The organism is Xanthobacter sp. BG11Y11_SDJG (assembly GCF_057364445.1).
Map to the genome: position 1 here is coordinate 1 of NZ_JBNFNU010000045.1, position 17,096 is coordinate 17,096.

18 protein-coding genes and 3 pseudogenes are annotated in these 17,096 nt (G+C 70.7%); 12 read left to right on the top strand and 9 right to left on the bottom strand.

Annotation, left to right across the window (positions count from 1 at the left end):
* A pseudogene (locus AC2W7M_RS06635) lies at positions 1-553 on the top strand (alpha/beta fold hydrolase); the annotation flags it as partial.
* A gap of 6 nt (positions 554-559) precedes the next feature.
* On the opposite strand, the gene AC2W7M_RS06640 reads toward AC2W7M_RS06635, so the two are convergent.
* Positions 560-1,147 (bottom strand): biotin transporter BioY, encoded by a 588-nt coding sequence (locus AC2W7M_RS06640; RefSeq protein ID WP_486131077.1) that lies wholly within the window; start codon positions 1,145-1,147, stop codon positions 560-562.
* A 259-nt stretch (positions 1,148-1,406) separates the two neighbouring features.
* On the opposite strand from AC2W7M_RS06640, the gene AC2W7M_RS06645 reads away from it, so the two are divergent.
* The 3 genes from AC2W7M_RS06645 (at position 1,407) to AC2W7M_RS06655 (ending at position 4,149) form a co-directional block, all read left to right on the top strand.
* Entirely contained in the window at positions 1,407-2,183 is a 777-nt protein-coding gene (locus AC2W7M_RS06645) for a TatD family hydrolase (protein WP_486131079.1), read from the top strand.
* A 60-nt stretch (positions 2,184-2,243) separates the two neighbouring features.
* Positions 2,244-2,783 carry a CoA-binding protein gene (locus tag AC2W7M_RS06650; protein WP_486131081.1) on the top strand — a complete coding sequence of 180 codons (540 nt, stop codon included), beginning with the start codon at positions 2,244-2,246 and terminating at the stop codon, positions 2,781-2,783.
* 82 nt (positions 2,784-2,865) lie between these two features.
* Positions 2,866-4,149, top strand: coding sequence for an O-acetylhomoserine aminocarboxypropyltransferase (locus AC2W7M_RS06655; protein WP_486131083.1), 1,284 nt, complete (start codon positions 2,866-2,868; stop codon positions 4,147-4,149).
* Between the two features lie 4 nt (positions 4,150-4,153).
* Here the strand turns inward: AC2W7M_RS06655 and AC2W7M_RS06660 are convergent, their stop codons facing one another.
* Positions 4,154-5,044, bottom strand: a complete 891-nt coding sequence (locus AC2W7M_RS06660; RefSeq protein ID WP_486131085.1) for a LysR family transcriptional regulator — start codon at positions 5,042-5,044, stop codon at positions 4,154-4,156.
* Between the two features lie 186 nt (positions 5,045-5,230).
* On the opposite strand from AC2W7M_RS06660, the gene AC2W7M_RS06665 reads away from it, so the two are divergent.
* Positions 5,231-5,641, top strand: coding sequence for a CidA/LrgA family protein (locus AC2W7M_RS06665; protein WP_486131087.1), 411 nt, complete (start codon positions 5,231-5,233; stop codon positions 5,639-5,641).
* Positions 5,631-6,326 carry an LrgB family protein gene (locus AC2W7M_RS06670; RefSeq protein ID WP_486131089.1) on the top strand — a complete coding sequence of 232 codons (696 nt, stop codon included), beginning with the start codon at positions 5,631-5,633 and terminating at the stop codon, positions 6,324-6,326. Before AC2W7M_RS06665 ends, AC2W7M_RS06670 begins: the two co-directional genes overlap by 11 nt.
* A gap of 13 nt (positions 6,327-6,339) precedes the next feature.
* On the opposite strand, the gene AC2W7M_RS06675 is transcribed toward AC2W7M_RS06670, so the two are convergent.
* On the bottom strand, positions 6,340-7,422 hold the full coding sequence (locus AC2W7M_RS06675; RefSeq protein ID WP_486131091.1) for a COX15/CtaA family protein: 1,083 nt from the start codon (positions 7,420-7,422) through the stop codon (positions 6,340-6,342).
* A 129-nt stretch (positions 7,423-7,551) separates the two neighbouring features.
* Between AC2W7M_RS06675 and AC2W7M_RS06680 the strand changes: the two genes are divergently transcribed.
* Positions 7,552-7,764 carry a DUF2842 domain-containing protein gene (locus tag AC2W7M_RS06680; protein WP_486131093.1) on the top strand — a complete coding sequence of 71 codons (213 nt, stop codon included), beginning with the start codon at positions 7,552-7,554 and terminating at the stop codon, positions 7,762-7,764.
* 9 nt (positions 7,765-7,773) lie between these two features.
* Here AC2W7M_RS06680 and AC2W7M_RS06685 read toward each other — a convergent pair whose 3' ends face one another.
* Positions 7,774-8,286 (bottom strand): hypothetical protein, encoded by a 513-nt coding sequence (locus AC2W7M_RS06685; RefSeq protein ID WP_486131095.1) that lies wholly within the window; start codon positions 8,284-8,286, stop codon positions 7,774-7,776.
* A 451-nt stretch (positions 8,287-8,737) separates the two neighbouring features.
* On the bottom strand, positions 8,738-9,013 hold the full coding sequence (locus tag AC2W7M_RS06690) for a hypothetical protein (protein ID WP_486131097.1): 276 nt from the start codon (positions 9,011-9,013) through the stop codon (positions 8,738-8,740).
* Between the two features lie 506 nt (positions 9,014-9,519).
* Here AC2W7M_RS06690 and surE point away from each other — a divergent pair.
* Positions 9,520-10,287, top strand: coding sequence for a 5'/3'-nucleotidase SurE (gene surE / locus AC2W7M_RS06695; protein ID WP_486131099.1), 768 nt, complete (start codon positions 9,520-9,522; stop codon positions 10,285-10,287).
* 15 nt (positions 10,288-10,302) lie between these two features.
* On the opposite strand, the pseudogene rimO reads toward surE, so the two are convergent.
* Both rimO and AC2W7M_RS06705 read right to left on the bottom strand, forming a co-directional pair.
* Positions 10,303-11,632 (bottom strand): annotated as a pseudogene (gene rimO, locus AC2W7M_RS06700) (30S ribosomal protein S12 methylthiotransferase RimO).
* Between the two features lie 98 nt (positions 11,633-11,730).
* Positions 11,731-12,165 carry a PaaI family thioesterase gene (locus AC2W7M_RS06705; protein ID WP_486131101.1) on the bottom strand — a complete coding sequence of 145 codons (435 nt, stop codon included), beginning with the start codon at positions 12,163-12,165 and terminating at the stop codon, positions 11,731-11,733.
* Positions 12,166-12,287: 122 nt separating this feature from the next.
* On the opposite strand from AC2W7M_RS06705, the gene AC2W7M_RS06710 reads away from it, so the two are divergent.
* The 4 genes from AC2W7M_RS06710 to rpsI all read left to right on the top strand — a co-directional run bounded on the left by AC2W7M_RS06710 (position 12,288) and on the right by rpsI (position 14,970).
* Positions 12,288-13,109: an enoyl-CoA hydratase gene (locus tag AC2W7M_RS06710; RefSeq protein WP_486131103.1), complete on the top strand. Its 822-nt coding sequence runs from the start codon at positions 12,288-12,290 to the stop codon at positions 13,107-13,109.
* A gap of 79 nt (positions 13,110-13,188) precedes the next feature.
* A complete protein-coding gene (locus AC2W7M_RS06715; RefSeq protein ID WP_486131105.1) occupies positions 13,189-13,812 on the top strand; it encodes an NAD(P)H-dependent oxidoreductase in 624 nt (207 codons plus the stop codon).
* A 202-nt stretch (positions 13,813-14,014) separates the two neighbouring features.
* Positions 14,015-14,476: a 50S ribosomal protein L13 gene (gene rplM / locus AC2W7M_RS06720; RefSeq protein ID WP_486131107.1), complete on the top strand. Its 462-nt coding sequence runs from the start codon at positions 14,015-14,017 to the stop codon at positions 14,474-14,476.
* 2 nt (positions 14,477-14,478) lie between these two features.
* The gene (gene rpsI / locus AC2W7M_RS06725) at positions 14,479-14,970 is read left to right on the top strand and encodes a 30S ribosomal protein S9 (protein ID WP_486131109.1); all 492 of its coding nucleotides are present in this window, start codon (positions 14,479-14,481) and stop codon (positions 14,968-14,970) included.
* Between the two features lie 112 nt (positions 14,971-15,082).
* Here rpsI and AC2W7M_RS06730 read toward each other — a convergent pair whose 3' ends face one another.
* Positions 15,083-15,358 (bottom strand): sulfurtransferase TusA family protein, encoded by a 276-nt coding sequence (locus AC2W7M_RS06730; protein WP_486131111.1) that lies wholly within the window; start codon positions 15,356-15,358, stop codon positions 15,083-15,085.
* Positions 15,355-16,970 (bottom strand): annotated as a pseudogene (gltX, locus tag AC2W7M_RS06735) (glutamate--tRNA ligase). The gene AC2W7M_RS06730 and the pseudogene gltX overlap by 4 nt, the downstream one beginning before the upstream one ends.
* Positions 16,971-17,096 lie beyond the last annotated feature (126 nt).

Consider the following 17,096-nt stretch of genomic DNA (forward strand, 5'->3'; position numbering starts at 1 on the left):
CCCGGCGCCCATCCGCAGGCGGTTGTGCCGTGGCCTGGTGCTGGTGTCCGCCTGCACCGGCCGGCTCGACGTGCCGGCGCGGGTGCGCGCGCGCCTGCCCATGCTCAGAGCGATGGCGCGCGTCCCCGGCCTGCTGCCGCTGATGGGGTGGGTGGCCGCCCGCCAGCCGGAAAAGGCGGCCCGTGCCTCGATCCTCGATGCGGACCAATGCCGGCGCACCCTCGCCGATCCCGAGGCCGGGCCGCTGATGCGCGCGCTCCAAGAGAGCGTGCTCCATCGGGCCGCGGCGCGCCTGCCGGGGACACAGAACGACGTCGACACCTTCGCCGGCCTTGCCGCGCATCCGCAGGGGCCGGTGGGCGTGCCGGTTCTGGCGGTCCATGGCCTGGCGGACCGGGTGGTGCCGTTCGCCCACGCCGCGCGGCTGGCGGCGGCCGACGCATCGGTGGAACTGATGACCATCCCCGGCGGCGAGCATGTGTGCCTGTTCACCCACATGGCGGCGATGCGCGCGCGGGTTGCGGCGTTCCTCGGCCGGCTGGGCTGGGTCTGACCTCAGCTAGCGAGCGCGCGGGGTCCCGGCGAGGCGCTCCACAACGATCACGGTGGCGAGCACGGCGATGGACTTGATGACCGCGCCGGGCAGGAAGGGCAGGGTGCCCTTGTCGATGGCGAAGGCGAGGCCCTTCTGCCAGGCGAGCCAGCCCGCGCCCAGCGCCATGATCACCGCATGGCCGACGAGGATGGCGCCGAACAGCCGCAGGATGTTCATCCTGGCCCAGCTCTCCTGGAGCCAGCCCACCAGCACCGCGGCGGCTATGAAGCCGATGAGGAAGCCGCCCGACGGGCCGAGCAGCACCTCGACGCCGGTGCGGCCGCCGGCGAACAGATGCAGGCCGCTGAGGCCGAGGCCCACATAGGCGACCAGCGCCAGGAAGGCGAGGCGCGCGCCGAGCAGCGCGCCGAGCGCCAGCACCGCATAGCTTTGGAGCGTGATCGGCACCGGCTCCACCGGGATGGTGAGCTGCGCGCTCCAGGCGATCAGCGCCACCGCGACCACCACCACCGCCGCGGTCCAGGCCGGCGTGTGCTCGGCGAGGCGCGCGAAGACGGGGCGGAAGACGGGGGCGGGGGAGGGGCCGGGCATGGTCGGTCCTGGGAGATCGATCGGGGCCTGAGCGGCGCGCAGGAAGGTCCGCCCGGTATGCGCCCCTGGCGCGCCGGGCCAAGTCCACCTTCGGCGGAAGGCCGGTGCCCGCGACCCGCGCCCGCAGGGTGCGCGCGGAACGCCGGGTACGGGCCAGGGCCGCGGCGTTGCCGCGGCGCGGCGATGCGCTTATGTGAAGGCCGACGTCCGGCGGCCGATGCCGGCTTGCGCCCTTCCCCTTTGCGATCACCCTGCGCCCATGCTCGTCGACAGCCATTGCCATCTCGACTTTCCCGACTTCGCCGCCGAGCTGCCCGACGTGGTGGCCCGCGCCCATGCCGCCGGGGTGTCCCACCTCGTGACCATCTCGACGCGGGTGAAGCGGTTCGACGAGATCCGCGCCATCGCCGAGCGGTTCGACACCGTCTTCTGCTCGGTGGGCACCCACCCCCATCAGGCGGCGGAAGAGCCGGACGTGACCGCGGACGACCTCGTGCGCCTCTCGGCCCATCCCAAGGTGGTGGCCATCGGCGAGGCGGGGCTCGACTATCACTACGACACCAGCCCGCGCGACGCGCAGGAGAAGGGGTTCCGCACCCATATCGCCGCCGCCCGCGCGACCGGGCTGCCGCTGGTCATCCATTCGCGCGAGGCCGACGCCGACATGGCGGCGATCCTGGAGGAGGAGAGCGCGGCCGGCGCCTTCCCGTTCCTTCTGCATTGCTTCACCGGTGGGGCGGACCTCGCGGCACGCGCCGTGGCGCTCGGCGGCTATGTCTCCTTCTCCGGCGTCATCACGTTCAAGAAGAGCGAGGACCTGCGCGCCATCGCCGCCGGCCTGCCGGCGGACCGGCTGCTGGTGGAAACCGATGCGCCCTTCCTCGCCCCGACGCCCCATCGCGGCAAGCGCAACGAGCCGGCGTTCGTGCGCGAGACCGCCAAGGCCCTGGCGGCGGCGCGCGGCGTGAGCCTGGAGGAGATTGGCGCCCTGACCACGCGCAACTTCTTCACCCTGTTCGCCAAGGCGAAGCCTTGAGCCCCGCCGGGGTGCTATAGCTCGGCGCCGGGCGCGGCCCGGCGCGGGAAGGAGACGGCCATGGACCACGACCGCTACGACGACGCCTATATCCGCTCCGTCCTCGAAGGCGTCTCCACCATTGCCATCGTCGGCGCCAGCGCCAATGCGGCGCGGCCCTCCTATTTCGTGATGAAGTATCTCGCCGAGCGCGGCTACCGGGTGTTCCCGGTCAATCCGGGGCAGGCGGGCAAGGAGGTGGCGGGCCTCACCTTCTTCGGCACGCTCAAGGACATCCCCGAGCCCATCGACATGGTGGACGTGTTCCGCGCGCCGGAGCACGTGCCCGCGGTGCTGGACGAGGTGCTGGCCCTCGTCCCCCTGCCCAAGGTGATCTGGATGCAGCTCGGCGTGCGCAACGACGAGGCCGCCGCGCGCGCCGAGGCCGCCGGGATGCAGGTGGTGATGAACCGCTGCCCGAAGATCGAATATGGCCGCCTGTCCGGCGAGATCGGCTGGACCGGGGTGAACTCCCGCACCATCTCGGCCCGCCGCCCCAAGCTGCTCGGCGGCGGCGTGCAGCGCCTGTCCATCTCGCGCGGGACGTCGGGCCCAAAATAGCAGATGAATTTCGCTATTTAATTCAAATCACAACTGCCCTAAGAACAGGCAGACGGCCGAAAGCCGAAAGGGGAGAATACCCATGAGCGAGCGCGAACCCGGATTTGCCACCCTGGCCATCCATGCGGGCGCCCAGCCCGACCCGACCACGGGCGCGCGGGCGACGCCCATCTACCAGACCACGTCCTTCGTGTTCGACGACGTGAACCACGCGGCCTCGCTGTTCGGCCTGCAGAGCTTCGGCAACATCTATACCCGCATCACCAACCCTACCAATGCGGTGCTGGAGGAGCGCGTCGCCGCGCTCGAGGGCGGCACGGCGGCCCTCGCCGTGGCCTCCGGCCATGCGGCGCAGCATCTGGTGTTCCACACGCTGCTCACGCCGGGCGACGAGTTCGTCGCCTCGCGCAAGCTCTATGGCGGCTCCATCAACCAGTTCACACACTCCTTCAAGAGCTATGGCTGGAACGTCGCCTGGGCCGATCCGGACGACATCTCGTCCTTCGAGCGCGCCATCACGCCGAAGACCAAGGCCATCTTCATCGAGAGCATCGCCAATCCCGGCGGCGTGGTGACCGACGTGGCGGCGATTTCCGCCATCGCCAAGAAAGCGGGCGTGCCGCTGATCGTCGACAACACTTTGGCGACGCCCTATCTGTGGCAGCCGATCAAGGACGGCGCCGACATCGTCGTGCACTCAGCCACCAAGTTCCTGGGCGGCCATGGCAATTCCATCGGCGGCGTGATCGTGGACGCCGGCACCTTCGACTGGATGGCCACCGACCGCTATCCCTTCCTGTCCAAGCCGCGCCCGGAATATTCCGGCATGGTGCTGGCGGAGACCTTCGGCAATTTCGCCTTCGCCATAGCCTGCCGAGTGCTGGGCCTGCGCGATCTCGGGCCGGCGCTCTCGCCCTTCAACGCCTTCCTGATCCTCACCGGCATCGAGACGCTGGCGCTGCGCATGGCGAAGCACTCCGAGAACGCGCAGAAGGTGGCGGAGTATCTTGCCGCGCATCCGAAGGTCGCCTGGGTGAGCTATCCAGGCCTTGCCGGCGACCGCTACCACGCGCTGGCAAAGACGTATCTGCCGAAGGGCGCCGGCGCGGTGTTCACCTTCGGGCTGAAGGGCGGCTACGAGGCGGGCGTCGGGCTGGTGTCCAATGTCGAGCTGTTCTCGCACCTCGCCAATATCGGCGATACGCGCTCGCTCATCATCCACCCGGCCTCCACCACGCACCGCCAGCTCTCCGACGAGGCGAAGACCGTCGCCGGTGCCGGGCCGGACGTGGTGCGCCTGTCCATCGGCATCGAGGACGCGGCCGACATCATCGGCGATCTCGACCAGGCGCTCGCCAAGGTCTGAGGACTCAGGCGCCCTGCGGCCCGTAGACCTCGCGGGCGAGGTCGAGCCAGGCCCTGGCGGCGTGGGAGAGATAGCCGCCCTGCCGCCAGACCAGGGCCATGTGCCATTGCGTCCCCGGCTCGTCGAGCCGGACCAGTGCCACCGCCGGCGTCGCCCGCTGGCGGGCGATGGTGGCGGGCAGGAAGGCGATGCCGAGGCCCGCCCCCACCAGTTCGACGATGAAGTCGGTCTGCCCGCTGCGCGCCGCCACCTGGGGCGCGAAGCCGTTGCGGGCGCAGGCGTCCTCCAGCACCTTGTTGAGCGCGAAGCCGCTCTCGAACAGGATGAAAGGCGAGGCCTTCAGCGCGGCGAGGCCCGTGTGCGTCGCGCCCGCGAGGGGGTGCGCCTGCGGCAGCACCGCCATCAGCGGCTCCAGCCGCACCGGCTGGGCGGCGAACCCCTCCTTGGCCGGCAGCAGCGCGCCGGCCAGTTCCAGGTCGCCGTCGTGGAGCATCTCCTCGAGCCGCGCCGAGCCGTGCTCCGTGAGGCGGATCTCCACCCCCGGATAGCGCGCCCGGTAGATGGCGAACAGCGGCGCGAACAGAGTGCTGGCGCCGAGCGGCGGCAGGCCGAGTCGGAGGCTGCCGCGCCGGAGGCCGCGCAATTCGTCGAGTTCGGCGATCAACGCCTCGCGCTCCGCCAGCAGCGCCAGCGCGCGTCGATAGGCGATCTCGCCGGCCGCGGTCAGCTGGCTGCGATGGCCGATGCGGTCGAGCAGCGGCACGCCGAGTTCGTCCTCCAGCTGCTTCACCGCCTTGGAGATTGTGGGCTGGGTGGCGTTGAGCGCCTTGCCGGCGGCGGAAAAGCCGCCTTGCCGCACCACCTCGACGAAAGCCCGGAGCGTGCGCAGTTCCATGTCTATGCTGATATGGAATGAACAGAATTCAGTCAATTCATTTTCATCATGTTGCGGTGCGCGGTACAAAACGACCGAGGGCACAGGAGGTGCCGCGCCATGCGTTTCGGCATTCGTTCCACCAAGCCAAGTCACACCGCTCCGAACCAGCGTTTTCCGGCTGTCTCTCGGCCGGGGCAGTCGGGAATGCTGCACCTCATGCTGCGCAACATGCGGCACATGCTGCATCGCAGCATGGTCGCGCAGATCGGTGTCCTGGCGGTGTTCTGGGGCCTGGGCGAAGGCATCGTGCGGGTGTCCGGACTGCCGCTTCCCGGTGGCATTGTCGGCATGCTCCTGGTGCTCGCTCTTCTCGCCACCGGCCGGGTGCGGCCGATCGCGGTGCGGCGCGGCGCCGGCTGGCTGCTGGCGGAGATGCTGCTGTTCTTCGTCCCCGCCGTGATGGCGATCCTCGACCACCGCGAACTGATGGGTCTCGTCGGCCTGAAGGTGGCGGGGGTGATCCTCGCCGGCACGGTCATGGTCATGGGCGGCACCGCCTTCGCGGTCGATCTTGCCTGGCGCTGGCGCATGCGGGGAGGGCGCCATGCTGCGTGACCCGCTGCTGGCCGCCGTGTTCTGGTCGGCGGTCACCATTGGCGCCTATGCTTTGGCGCGGCTGGCGCACCGGCGCTGGCGGGCCTGGTGGACATCGCCCTTGCTGACCACGCCGCTGGGCGTCGGCGCGGTCGCTTTGAGCCTTCATACCGGCTATGCGGACTATATCCGCGGCACCCATTGGCTGGTGCTGATGATGGGACCCGCCACCGTCGCCTTCGCCATTCCCATCTACGAGCAGCGGGCGCTGATCCGCCGCCACTGGCCGGTTCTGGCGGTGGGCGTGATGGTGGGCTCGGCGCTTTCCATGTCCACCGCCTTCGTGCTGGCGGACCTCATGGGCCTGTCGCAGCAGCTCCAACTCAGCCTGATGCTGCGCTCCACCTCGACGCCGTTCGCGGTCGCCATCGCCCAGGACATCGGCGGCGCGCCGGACCTTGCGGCGGTGTTCGTGATCGCCACCGGCATCTGCGGCGCGGCCTTGGGGGAGGTGGTGATGAAGGCGATGCCGCTGCGCTCGTCTCTGGCGCGCGGCGCGCTGCTGGGCATGGGCGCCCATGGCGCGGGGGTCGCCAAGGCGCACCAGATCGGCGGCGAGGAGGGCTCGGTCGCCGGCCTCGTCATGGTGCTCGCCGGGCTGTTCAATGTGCTGGTGGCCCCGGCGGTGGCGATGCTGCTGCGCTGAGCAGCTGCTCCGCTCACCCCGGCGCGAGGGCCGGCTGAGGGGAGCGTTCGCCGGCGGCCGCGAGGCCGTAGACGTTGAAGGTGGCGAGGATCAGCACCACCGCGGCGCCGAACTGGTGCGCCAGGGCCAGATCCATCGGTACCTGGTGGACCAGGGTGAGGATGCCGAGCGCCGCCTGCGCCGTCACGGCCGCGAACAGCAGCCAACCCCGTCCGGCGGCCGGCGCGGGCAGGTCCCGGCCGGCGAGGGCCGCGCCGAGGGCCAGCGCCCAGAGCGCATAGGCGATCATGCGGTGGTTGAACTGCACCGTGAGCGCGTTCTCGAACAGGTTGCGCCAGAATGGATGGGTCGCCGCCAATTGCTCCAGCGGCGGCACGAGGCGTCCGTCCATGAGCGGCCAGGTGTTGTAGGCCATGCCGGCATCGAGCCCGGCCACCAGGCCGCCGGCGAAAATCTGCACCAGCACCAGGACCAGCAGCGCCCAGGCCAGCGCGCGCTGGCGCACTGCCGCCTGAACCCGCACGGCGCCGGAGATGGACCGGGCGACGGCGACCACGGCTGCGAGGATGAGGCAGGCGAGGGTGAGGTGCACCGCGAGGCGGTACTGGCTCACGGACGTTCGTTCGGTCAGCCCCGAAGCCACCATCCACCAGCCGATGGCGCCCTGAAGCCCGCCCAGGAGGAACAGGCCGAAGGTCTGCGCCAGGAGCCGACCACGCAGCAGGCCGCGCCAGGCGAACCACAGGAAGGGCAGGAAGAAGGCGAGGCCGATCAGCCGGCCCAGCAGACGGTGGCCCCATTCCCACCAGTAGATCCGCTTGAAATCTTCAAGGCCCATGCCCTTGTTGAGGATTTCGTATTGCGGAATGGTCTTGTACTTGTCGAACTCGGCCTGCCAGTCGGCCTGGGACATGGGGGGCAGGGCGCCGGTGACGGGCTTCCATTCGGTGATGGAGAGGCCGGATTCGGTGAGCCGGGTCGCGCCACCAACCACGATCATGGCGACGATCAGCGCCGCCACCGCATAGAGCCAGATGCGGACCGGGGCGAGCGCGCGCGGCGCGCCGGTGTCCGTACTCGAAACCGCCTGCGACATTCTCGGCTTCTCCGGCCCCCGTTCTTAAGCCCTCCCGCAGGTTCCGTTATAGAGGGCAAGCGCGCGGCGCAAGGGATGGAGTGTCGCCCCCGCCGGGGGCGCGCGCCGCGCGGTCAATGAGAGGTCTTGATGCCCCAGCGTTTGCGCAAGTTCATCGGCACGGTCCTCATGCTGGCCTTGGTGGTGGTCTGGGCGCTCGGCGCCATGGCCATCGCCCAGGGGCGCGTCACCGAGCTGCACTGGGCGCTGCAGACGGTCTGCTACGTGCTCCTCGGCACCTTGTGGGTGATCCCGGCCGGGGCGCTCATCTGGTGGATGGAACGGCCCGACCGCCGCGCCTGAGGAGCCGGCTCAGGCGGCGCCGGCGAGCGGCAACGGCAGCTGGCCGGCCTTGCGGCCCTTGCGCTTGCGCCGCGGCGCCTCGGCTTCGGGTTCGCCGGCCGGAGGCTGGGGCTGGTCCTGCGCATCGATGCTGGGCGGCGCCAGCGTGTCCGGATCGGCCACGGCCTCGGGCGGATCGAAGGCGCGGCCAGACAGGCAGAGCATGGCGACCTGCTTGAAGCTGCGCGCGGCGATGGCGTCGAAGCCCTCCACCGCGGCGGTGGCGGGCAAGTCCTCGCCATGGATGCAGACCAGCAGCGGATCGAGCTGGGCGAGGCGATCCGCGCCGCGGCTGCCGGCAAGGCTCGGAGCCGCCACGACCACATGGTCGTAGGTCTGGCGCAGGGCGCCGAGCACCAGAACGAGGCGCTCCGCCCCCACCATGCCCGGCCCGCCACGGGCGTCGCGGCCCGGCGGGATGACATGGGCGCGGGACTGGGAATCGCGATGGATGGTCTCGCCGAATCCCGCGACGCCGAACAACAGCTCGCTGACCCCCGGGCGCGCGGATCGGAGACCAGGGCGCCCAATTCCCCGGCGCTGCCGTCGAGGGCGATCAGCGCGACGCGCGCGTCTTCGGCCAGCCGCCGCGCCAGTTCCACGGCGCACCGTGCGGAGGCCTCGGGCCAGTCGTCGGAGGTCAGGAGCGTGACCTGCCCGGTGCCGCCGGCGGCGGGCATCGCATCGATCAGCCGGTCGACCGCGGCGGCGGCGTCGAGCCCGCGGTCCTCGCCGGCATCGAGCCATTGCACGCGGATCTCGCCCTCCAGCTCGCGCGGCAGATCGTCCGGTTCCACCTGGCCCACGGGCGCGGGGCGCCGGCGCATGTGGCGCGTGAGGATGAGCGCCGCAAGGCCGCCGAACAGCAGCACCAGGAGCACCGGTCGTGGCGGATCGGGCAGCATCGGCAAGGCGGCGGAGGGCCCGCGTCGCATCACCGGCAGCGCGAATCCCTGCGCCTCGGCCTCCGCCTGGGCGCGGGCCGAGGCTGGAGATCGAGCAGCGCCGAGACATAGGCATTGGCGATGCGCGCGGCGAGCGCCGCGCTCGGCGCCGAGACCGAAATCTCCAGCGCCCGGCCGCCGCGCTCGGGCTGCACCTCCATGTTCTCCATGAGGCGCCAGGCGGCGCGTGCGGCGGCCGCGCGGAAATCCGGGGTGGCGGCCACCAGCGTGCCGCCGGCGGAAAAGCCGCGCCACGTCGGCGGCATCGAGCTTCTGCAAGGAGTCGTGCGCCATCTCGCGCGAGGCGATCAGTTGCGCCATGCCGCGGGTGACGACGGCCGGCGGCTCGGCGCCGACCTCGAATTCCACTCGGCTGGAGGCGGTGAAGCGCAGTGGAAAACAGCGCCAGCACAGCCGCCACCGCGAGGCCGGCCCAGGCCGCGGCCGCGCGGAGGGGCGGACCCGGCGCGCTCCGCTGAACGCGTACGTGCTCTGGCGAGCCATGTCCTGCGCCATCGGCCGACTGCCTCGATTCGCGGCGGCATGCCGCAAGGCTGCAGCAGACCTCAACATGGTTGAGGCTTCGTAAACGGCGCAGGGCGCAGGGCGGCCGTTACGATCCGCGGGAATTTCCCCAGCGGCAGATGGCGCGGCGGCACGCTCTGAGCATTGCGGCTTGGCGCCCTCGCTCCCAGGCCCTATTCATGCACCGCATTCCTGCATGGCCCGCCTGGCGGGCCCGTTTCCCCGCACGAGAGCCGAGACCGCACCCATGCGCATCCTTGTCACCAACGACGACGGCATTCACGCGCCGGGCCTCGACGCCTGCGCCCGGATCGCCGCCGGGCTCTCGGACGACGTGTGGGTGGTGGCGCCCGAGTTCGACCAGTCGGGCGTCGCCCACTCGCTTTCGCTCTCCGATCCGCTGCGCCTGCGGCAGGTGGACGAGCGCCGCTTCGCGGTGAAGGGCACGCCCACCGACTGCGTGATCATGGCGGTGCGCCACATGATGTTTGAGAACCCGCCCGATCTGGTGCTCTCCGGCGTCAATCGCGGCCAGAACATCGCCGAGGACGTGAGCTATTCCGGAACGGTGGCCGGGGCCATCGAGGGCACGATCCTCGGCATCCCCTCCATCGCGCTGTCGCAGGCCTTCGGCATCAAGAGCCGGGAGAATCCCAGCTTCATCACCGCCGAGACCCATGCGCCGGACCTGATCCGCCGGCTTCTGAAGGAAGGCATCCCGCCCGGCATCGTCATGAACGTGAACTTCCCGGACCGCGGGCCGGACGAGATCACCGGCATCGCCGCGACCTTCCAGGGCAAGCGCGACCAGAAGCTGATGCGCATCGACGCGCGGCGCGACGGGCGCAACAATCCCTATTACTGGATCGCGTTCGAGCGCCGCATCTTCGACACCGCCCCCGGCTCGGACCTGCGCGCCCTCGACGAGGGCCGCATCTCGGTGACGCCGCTGCGCCTCGACATGACCGACGAACCGCTCATGACCCGTCTCGCGCTGCTGTTCGCGGAGAAATAGGGCGGCGGGCGCCGCTCAGAAGCCGACCGCGGTGCCGGCGAGGTCGTAGGCGCCGGCGGCCTCGATCTTGACGGTGGCGATCTCGCCCACCCGCAGCGGGCGGCGGGCGGCGACCTTCACGGTGCCGTCGATCTCCGGCGCGTCGCCCTTGGTGCGGCCGATGCCGCCGCCCGGCGTCACCTGGTCGATGATGACCTGCTGGCGGGTGCCCACCTTCTTCTTCAGGCGGCGGGCGGAGATGGCCTGCTGGGCGCGCATGAAGCGGTCGTGGCGCTCGGCCTTCACCGCGTCGGGCACCGGATCGGCCAGCGCATTGGCCTCGGCGCCGCGCACCGGCTCGAACTTGAAGCAGCCGGCGCGGTCGATCTGCGCTTCCTCCAGGAAGTCCAGAAGCTCCTGGAACTCGGCCTCGGTCTCGCCCGGGAAGCCGACGATGAAGGTGGAGCGGACGGTCAGGTCCGGCACCGCCTGACGCCACGCCTGGATGCGCGCCAGCGTCTTCTCCTGCGAGGCCGGGCGCTTCATGCGCCGGAGCACGCTCGGGCTCGCATGCTGGAAGGGGATGTCGAGATAGGGCAGCACCTTGCCTTCCGCCATCAGCGCCATGATCGGGTCGACGTGCGGATAAGGGTAGACATAGTGCAGCCGCACCCAGGCGCCGAGATCGCCCAGGGCGCGGGAGAGGTCGACGAAGCGCGCCGCCACCTCCGTGTCGCCCCAGGGGCTCGGCGCGTAGCGGATGTCCTGGCCGTAGGCGGAGGTGTCCTGCGAGATGACCAGCAGTTCCTTCACCCCCGCCTTCACCAGCTTCTCCGCCTCGCGCAGCACCTCGCCGGCCGCGCGAGACCAGGTCGCCGCGCAGCTTGGGGATGATGCAGAAGGTGCAGCGGTTGGAGCAGCCCTCGGAAATCTTGAGATAGGCGTAGTGGCGCGGGGTGAGCTTGATCCCCTGGTCGGGAACGAGGTCGAGGAACGGGTCGTGCCGGGGCGGCACCGCCTGGTGCACCGCCGCCAGCACGCTCTCATATTGCTGCGGGCCGGTGATGGCGAGCACGCTCGGATGGGCCTTGAGGATGTCCTCGGGCTCGGCGCCCATGCAGCCGGTGACGACCACGCGACCGTTCTCGGCGAGGGCGTCGCCGATGGCCGAGAGGCTCTCCTGCTTGGCGCTGTCGAGGAAGCCGCAGGTGTTCACGATGACGAGATCGGCGCCCTGGTGGGTGCGCGTCAGCTCGTAGCCCTCGGCGCGCAGGCGCGTGACGATGCGCTCGCTGTCCACCAGCGCCTTCGGGCAGCCCAGCGAGACGAAGGAGATGCGGGGCGACTTCTCGGCGGTCTCGGCCATGGGGCGCGGCGGCTCTTTTGAAGGGTTCGAGGGGAGGCGCAGCCGTTAAGCGAGCGGCGCCCCGCCGTCAATCCCGCCGCGGACGCATCCGCGCCCGGCTACCTCTTGTCGGGGATGGAATAGGTGGCGACGCAGTGCGCCACCAGATCCTCGCTGCCGGCGCCGCGCAGCGCCACGTCGCCCACCGCGAGGCGCTTGCCGAGCTTGATGATGCGCGCATCCGCGAACACCGGACCCGGCGCCGGCTTGCGCAGGAAGTTGATGGAGAGGTTGGTGGTGACCGCCAGCGCCACCCTGCCGATCTGCCCGAGCAGGGCCGCATAGACCGCGACGTCCGAGAGCGCCATCAGCGCCGGGCCGGAGACCGTGCCGCCGGGGCGCAGGTGCTCGTCGTCGGCGTCCAGGCGGATGGTGGCGGTGCGGTGGCCGAGCGCCACCACGTGGTGCGGACGGGACGGGCCGAAGGCCTGGGGGAACACCTCCCTCAGGAAGTCCTCGAGCTCCGCCGCCGTCATCACCGTCCCCGATCCCATGGTCCGCTCTCCCGTGCCGGCGCCCGCTCGCGCCCGGCGCGCGACCTGAATAAGATGGGCGGCGAAAACGTCAATGCGCCGCGGCGAGCCGCGCGCGCCGTCAGGACCCGGAAGGAAGCCCCATGACCCTTCACCCCGCCGCCAATGACGGCGCCGCCGCCGTGCTCACGAGCGCGGTCGCCGGCGGCGTGTGCACGCTGACGCTCGCCCGCCCGCAGGCGCGCAACAGCCTGTCCGAGGCGATGATGGCGGCGCTCTCCTCGGCGCTCGCCGGCATCGCGGCGGACAAGAGCGTGCGCGCGGTGGTGCTGGCGGCGGACGGGCCGGTCTTCTCCGCCGGGCACGACCTCAAGGAGATCCAGGCGCACCGGGGCGATGCCGATCGCGGCCGCGCCTATTTCGCCGAGGTGCTCGCGCGCTGCTCGGCGCTGATGACCGCCATCGTGCGCCTGCCGCAGCCGGTGATCGCGGCGGTGGAGGGCATGGCGACCGCCGCCGGCTGCCAGCTCGTTGCGAGCTGCGATCTTGCCGTGGCCGGCGAGAAGGCGCGCTTCTGCACGCCGGGCGTCAATATCGGCCTGTTCTGCCACACGCCCATGGTGGCGCTCTCGCGCAATCTCGGCCGCAAGCACGCGCTGGAGATGCTGCTGCTGGGCGAGTGGGTGGAGGCGCCGGAGGCGCACCGCATGGGCCTCGTCAACCGGGTGGTGCCGGAGGGCACGGCGCTCGGCGCGGCACAGGAGCTGGCCCGGCGCATCGCCGCCAAGTCCACGGTGCCGGTGACGCTCGGCAAGGAGGCCTTCTATGCGCAGATGGAGATGGGCCTCGACGATGCCTATGCCTATGCCAGCCGGGTGATGACGCAGAACATGCTGGCCCGCGACGCCGACGAGGGCATTGCGGCGGTGCTGGAAAAGCGCGCGCCGCGCTGGGAAGACCGGTAGGCGCCGGCGCCCGGCCTGATCTGGCGCAAGGCGGCGCATGCCGCATTGCAGCATAGAGACGGCAGGGAGACCGAGCGCCATGTCCGAACCCTCCATGTCCGAACCCCAGGAAACCGTCGGCACCATCCTCGTCGTCCAGGGCCATCCGGATCCTGCGGGCGGGCACTTCTGCCATGCGCTGGCGCAGGCCTATGCCGATGGCGCCCGCGCGGCTGGCCACCGGGTGATCGTCATCGACGCGGCGCAGCTCGACTTTCCGCTCTTGCGCTCGCAGGCGGACTTCCTGAGCGGCGAGGCCCCGCTGGAACTGGCGGAGGCCCGCGGCGCGCTCCTGGAGGCGCGGCACGTGGCGATCTTCTTCCCGCTCTGGCTCGGCACCATGCCTGCGCTGCTCAAGGGGTTTCTGGAGCAGCTCATGCGGCCCGGCTTCGCTTATGCCTATGCCGCGGACGGCAAAGGCTTCCCGCAGCCTTTGCTCAAGGGACGCACGGCGCGGATCGTGGTGACCATGGGCATGCCGGCGCTGGCGTTCCGGCTCTGGTTCCTGTCGGCGGGGGTGGCGATCCTGAAGCGCAACATCCTCGGCCTCGTCGGCATCGCGCCGGTGCGCACCAGCGTGGTGGGGGGCGTCGAGGGCCTGGGGGAGGGCGGCCGCGCGCGCTGGCTGAAGACGATGGGCACGCTCGGCGCCGAAGGACGGTAACGAGATAGGACGGCAGGAACTGCGAGCGTAACGCGCTGCGGTTTTCATGAAATTGAACGGTGTTATAACACATTTTCATAACCATATGAAAATACGCTGTTATTTCAGGGCGCGTCGCGTTGACGTTGCGCGGAGCCTCCGTTAGAAGCCTGTTCCATCGCCGGGTGCCCTCGCGCCCGGCCTTCTTATTCGGATGATCCCCATGAAGACGTATTCGGCCAAGCCCGCCGAAATCGAGAAGAAGTGGGTGGTGATCGACGCCAGCGGCCTCGTGGTCGGCCGGCTCGCGACCATCATCGCCATGCGCCTGAAGGGCAAGCATTTGCCCATCTACACCCCCCACGTGGACTGCGGCGACAATGTCGTCGTGGTGAACGCGGAGAAGGCGGTGCTCACGGGCCGCAAGAAGGACCAGAAGGTCTATTACCACCACACCGGCTTCCCGGGCGGCATCAAGGAACGCACCGCGAAGTTCATCCTCGAGGGGCGCTTCCCCGAGCGCGTGATCGAGAAGGCGGTGGAGCGCATGCTCGCCCGCGGCCCGCTCGGCCGCAAGATCATGGGCAACCTGCGCGTCTACAAGGGCCCGACCCATCCGCACGAGGCCCAGCAGCCGGTCGCCCTCGACGTGGCGGCGCTCAACCGCAAGAACGTGAGGAACTGAACATGGCCGAGATTCTTCAGTCCCTCGACGCGCTCGCGGGTGCCAAGGGCGCCGCTCTCGGCAGCGTCGGCCAGGAGGCCCCCGTCCATGTCCAGAAGCTGGACAAGTTCGGCCGCGCCTACGCCACCGGCAAGCGCAAGGACGCGGTCGCCCGCGTGTGGGTGCGCCCCGGCACCGGCAAGATCACCGTCAACGAGCGCGACATCGAGGTGTATTTCGCCCGTCCGGTGCTGCGCCTGATGATCAACCAGCCGTTCCAGGCCGCCGCCCGCGAGGGCCAGTACGACGTGGTGTGCACGGTGTCCGGCGGTGGCCTCTCCGGCCAGGCCGGCGCGCTGCGCCACGGCATCTCGCGCGCGCTCACCTATTACGAGCCCGAGCTGCGCACTCCCCTGAAGAAGGGCGGCTTCCTGACCCGCGACAGCCGCGTGGTCGAGCGCAAGAAGTACGGCCGCGCCAAGGCCCGCCGTTCGTTCCAGTTCTCGAAGCGCTGATCGCGGATCGTTTCGGTCCGATGCAAGACGGCGGGGCCTCTGGCCCCGCCGTTTTCGTTTGGGGGCAGGTCTTCGCTCGGCGGCAAGCCGGGGGCGACGGCGGTGACAGGCGTCACCCCGCGCGGCGCAGCACGAAGATCAGCGTGTCGCCGGCGCGCTCGCGGCGCTCCAGCACGTTCCCGCTTTCCTGGACGAAATGGGGAATGTCGATGGCCGTCATGGGATCGGTGCACACGAGCCGCACCCGCCCCCCCGGCGGCAGACCGGCGAGCGCCTTGCGGGCGTGGAGCACGGGCAGGGGGCATTTCAGGCCCCTGAGGTCCAGATCCAAGTCCGGCTCGCGGTCGGGAGGGTCCTGCGCCGGGGCGCCCTCGCCCTGGTCGCTCACCCCGCCTGGTCCCTGAGGCGGGCGAGGCTCTCGTCGCGGCCCAGCACCATCAGCACGTCGAGATCGGCGGCGAGGTGCTCGTGCCGGTGAGCGCGGCCGCGCAGCGGCTGGGCGACCGCGCCGAGCTTCACGCCCGCGGCCTCCGCATACTGGCGCACCGCCGCCTCGGTGGCGGCCGCGCTCCACTCGGCCGCCTCCAGCAACGGCAGGAGCCGGCCGAGATGCGCCCGGCCGTCGGCCGAGAGCAAAGCGGCGGCCTTCTCGTCCAGCGGGATCGGCCGCTCGAGGAAGATGAACTCGGCATTGTCCAGAAGCTCGACCACCGTCTTCGCCCGCTCCTTCAGCCCTGGCATGGCGGCGGCGAGCTGGGCGCGGCGCGCCTCGCTCATGCGGGCGAGGCGGTGGGCGGCATCCGGCAGATGCGGCACCAGCGCGTCGATGGCCGCCAGGAGGTCGGCATCGGACGCGGCGCGCATGTACTGGCCGTTGAGGTTCTCGAGCTTCTGGAAGTCGAAGCGCGCCGCCGAGCGGCCCACCTTGTCGAGGTCGAAATAGTCGATCATCTCCTGGGTGGAGAACACCTCCTGGTCGCCATGGCTCCAGCCGAGGCGCACCAGATAGTTGCGCAGCGCCGCCGGCAGATAGCCCATGTCGCGATAGGCATCGACGCCGAGCGCCCCGTGGCGCTTGGACAGCTTCGCCCCGTCCGGCCCGTGGATCAGCGGGATGTGCGCCATCTGCGGCACGTCCCAGCCGAGCGCGCGGTAGATCTGGGTCTGGCGCGCGGCATTGGTGAGGTGGTCGTCGCCGCGGATGACGTGGGTGACGCCCATGTCGTGGTCGTCCACCACCACCGCCAGCATGTAAGTGGGCGTGCCGTCCGAGCGCAGCAGCACCAGGTCGTCCAGGTCCTTGTTGGGGAAGGTGACGGTGCCCTGCACCAGATCCTCGATCACGGTCTCGCCCGCCTGCGGCGCGCGCAGGCGGATCACCGGGGCGCGGTCCTTCGGCCCCTCGGCCGGGTCGCGGTCGCGCCAGCGCCCGTCATAGCGCGGCGGCCGGCCCTCCTTGCGGGCCAGTTCGCGCATCTCGTCCAGCTCCTGGGGGGTCGCCCAACAGCGATAGGCGTTGCCCTTGGCCAGCATCTCCTCCACCGCCTGGCGGTGCCGCTCGGCGCGGGCGAACTGGTAGATCGGCTCGCGTCCCAGGTGATGCCGAGCCAGTCCAGGCCCTCGATGATGGCGTCGATGGCCTCCTTGGTGGAGCGCTGGCGGTCGGTGTCCTCGATCCGCAGCAGCATCTTGCCGCCGGTGTGGCGGGCATAGAGCCAGTTGAACAAGGCCGTCCGCGCGCCGCCGATATGGAGGAAGCCCGTGGGGGAGGGGCGAAGCGGGTCACGATCTGCGACATGGCGGCTCGGAAAACCTCTCGGAAAAACGACGGATGTGCGGCGCGGGCCGTGCGGGGCGGGATGCCCGGACGGCGGGGCCCTGGGGCTGGTCGCGGGTCGCCCCTGTAGCACAGGCACGGCGGCAGGCATATGGCTGCAGGGCCGCCGGGCGGCCGCTTGCCGCGGCGGGCGTACGCATTCCCTTTCAACCTGTGCGATCATCGCGGCCGGGTAGGCATGCGCGGGTCCGGGGACCGGCCGATGGCGCCAGGGAGCGGGGCGGAGGGAAGGCCACGGATCGGCGGCGCGCGCGGCGCCCGGTCCGGGCCTCACGTTCCGGGCTTCACG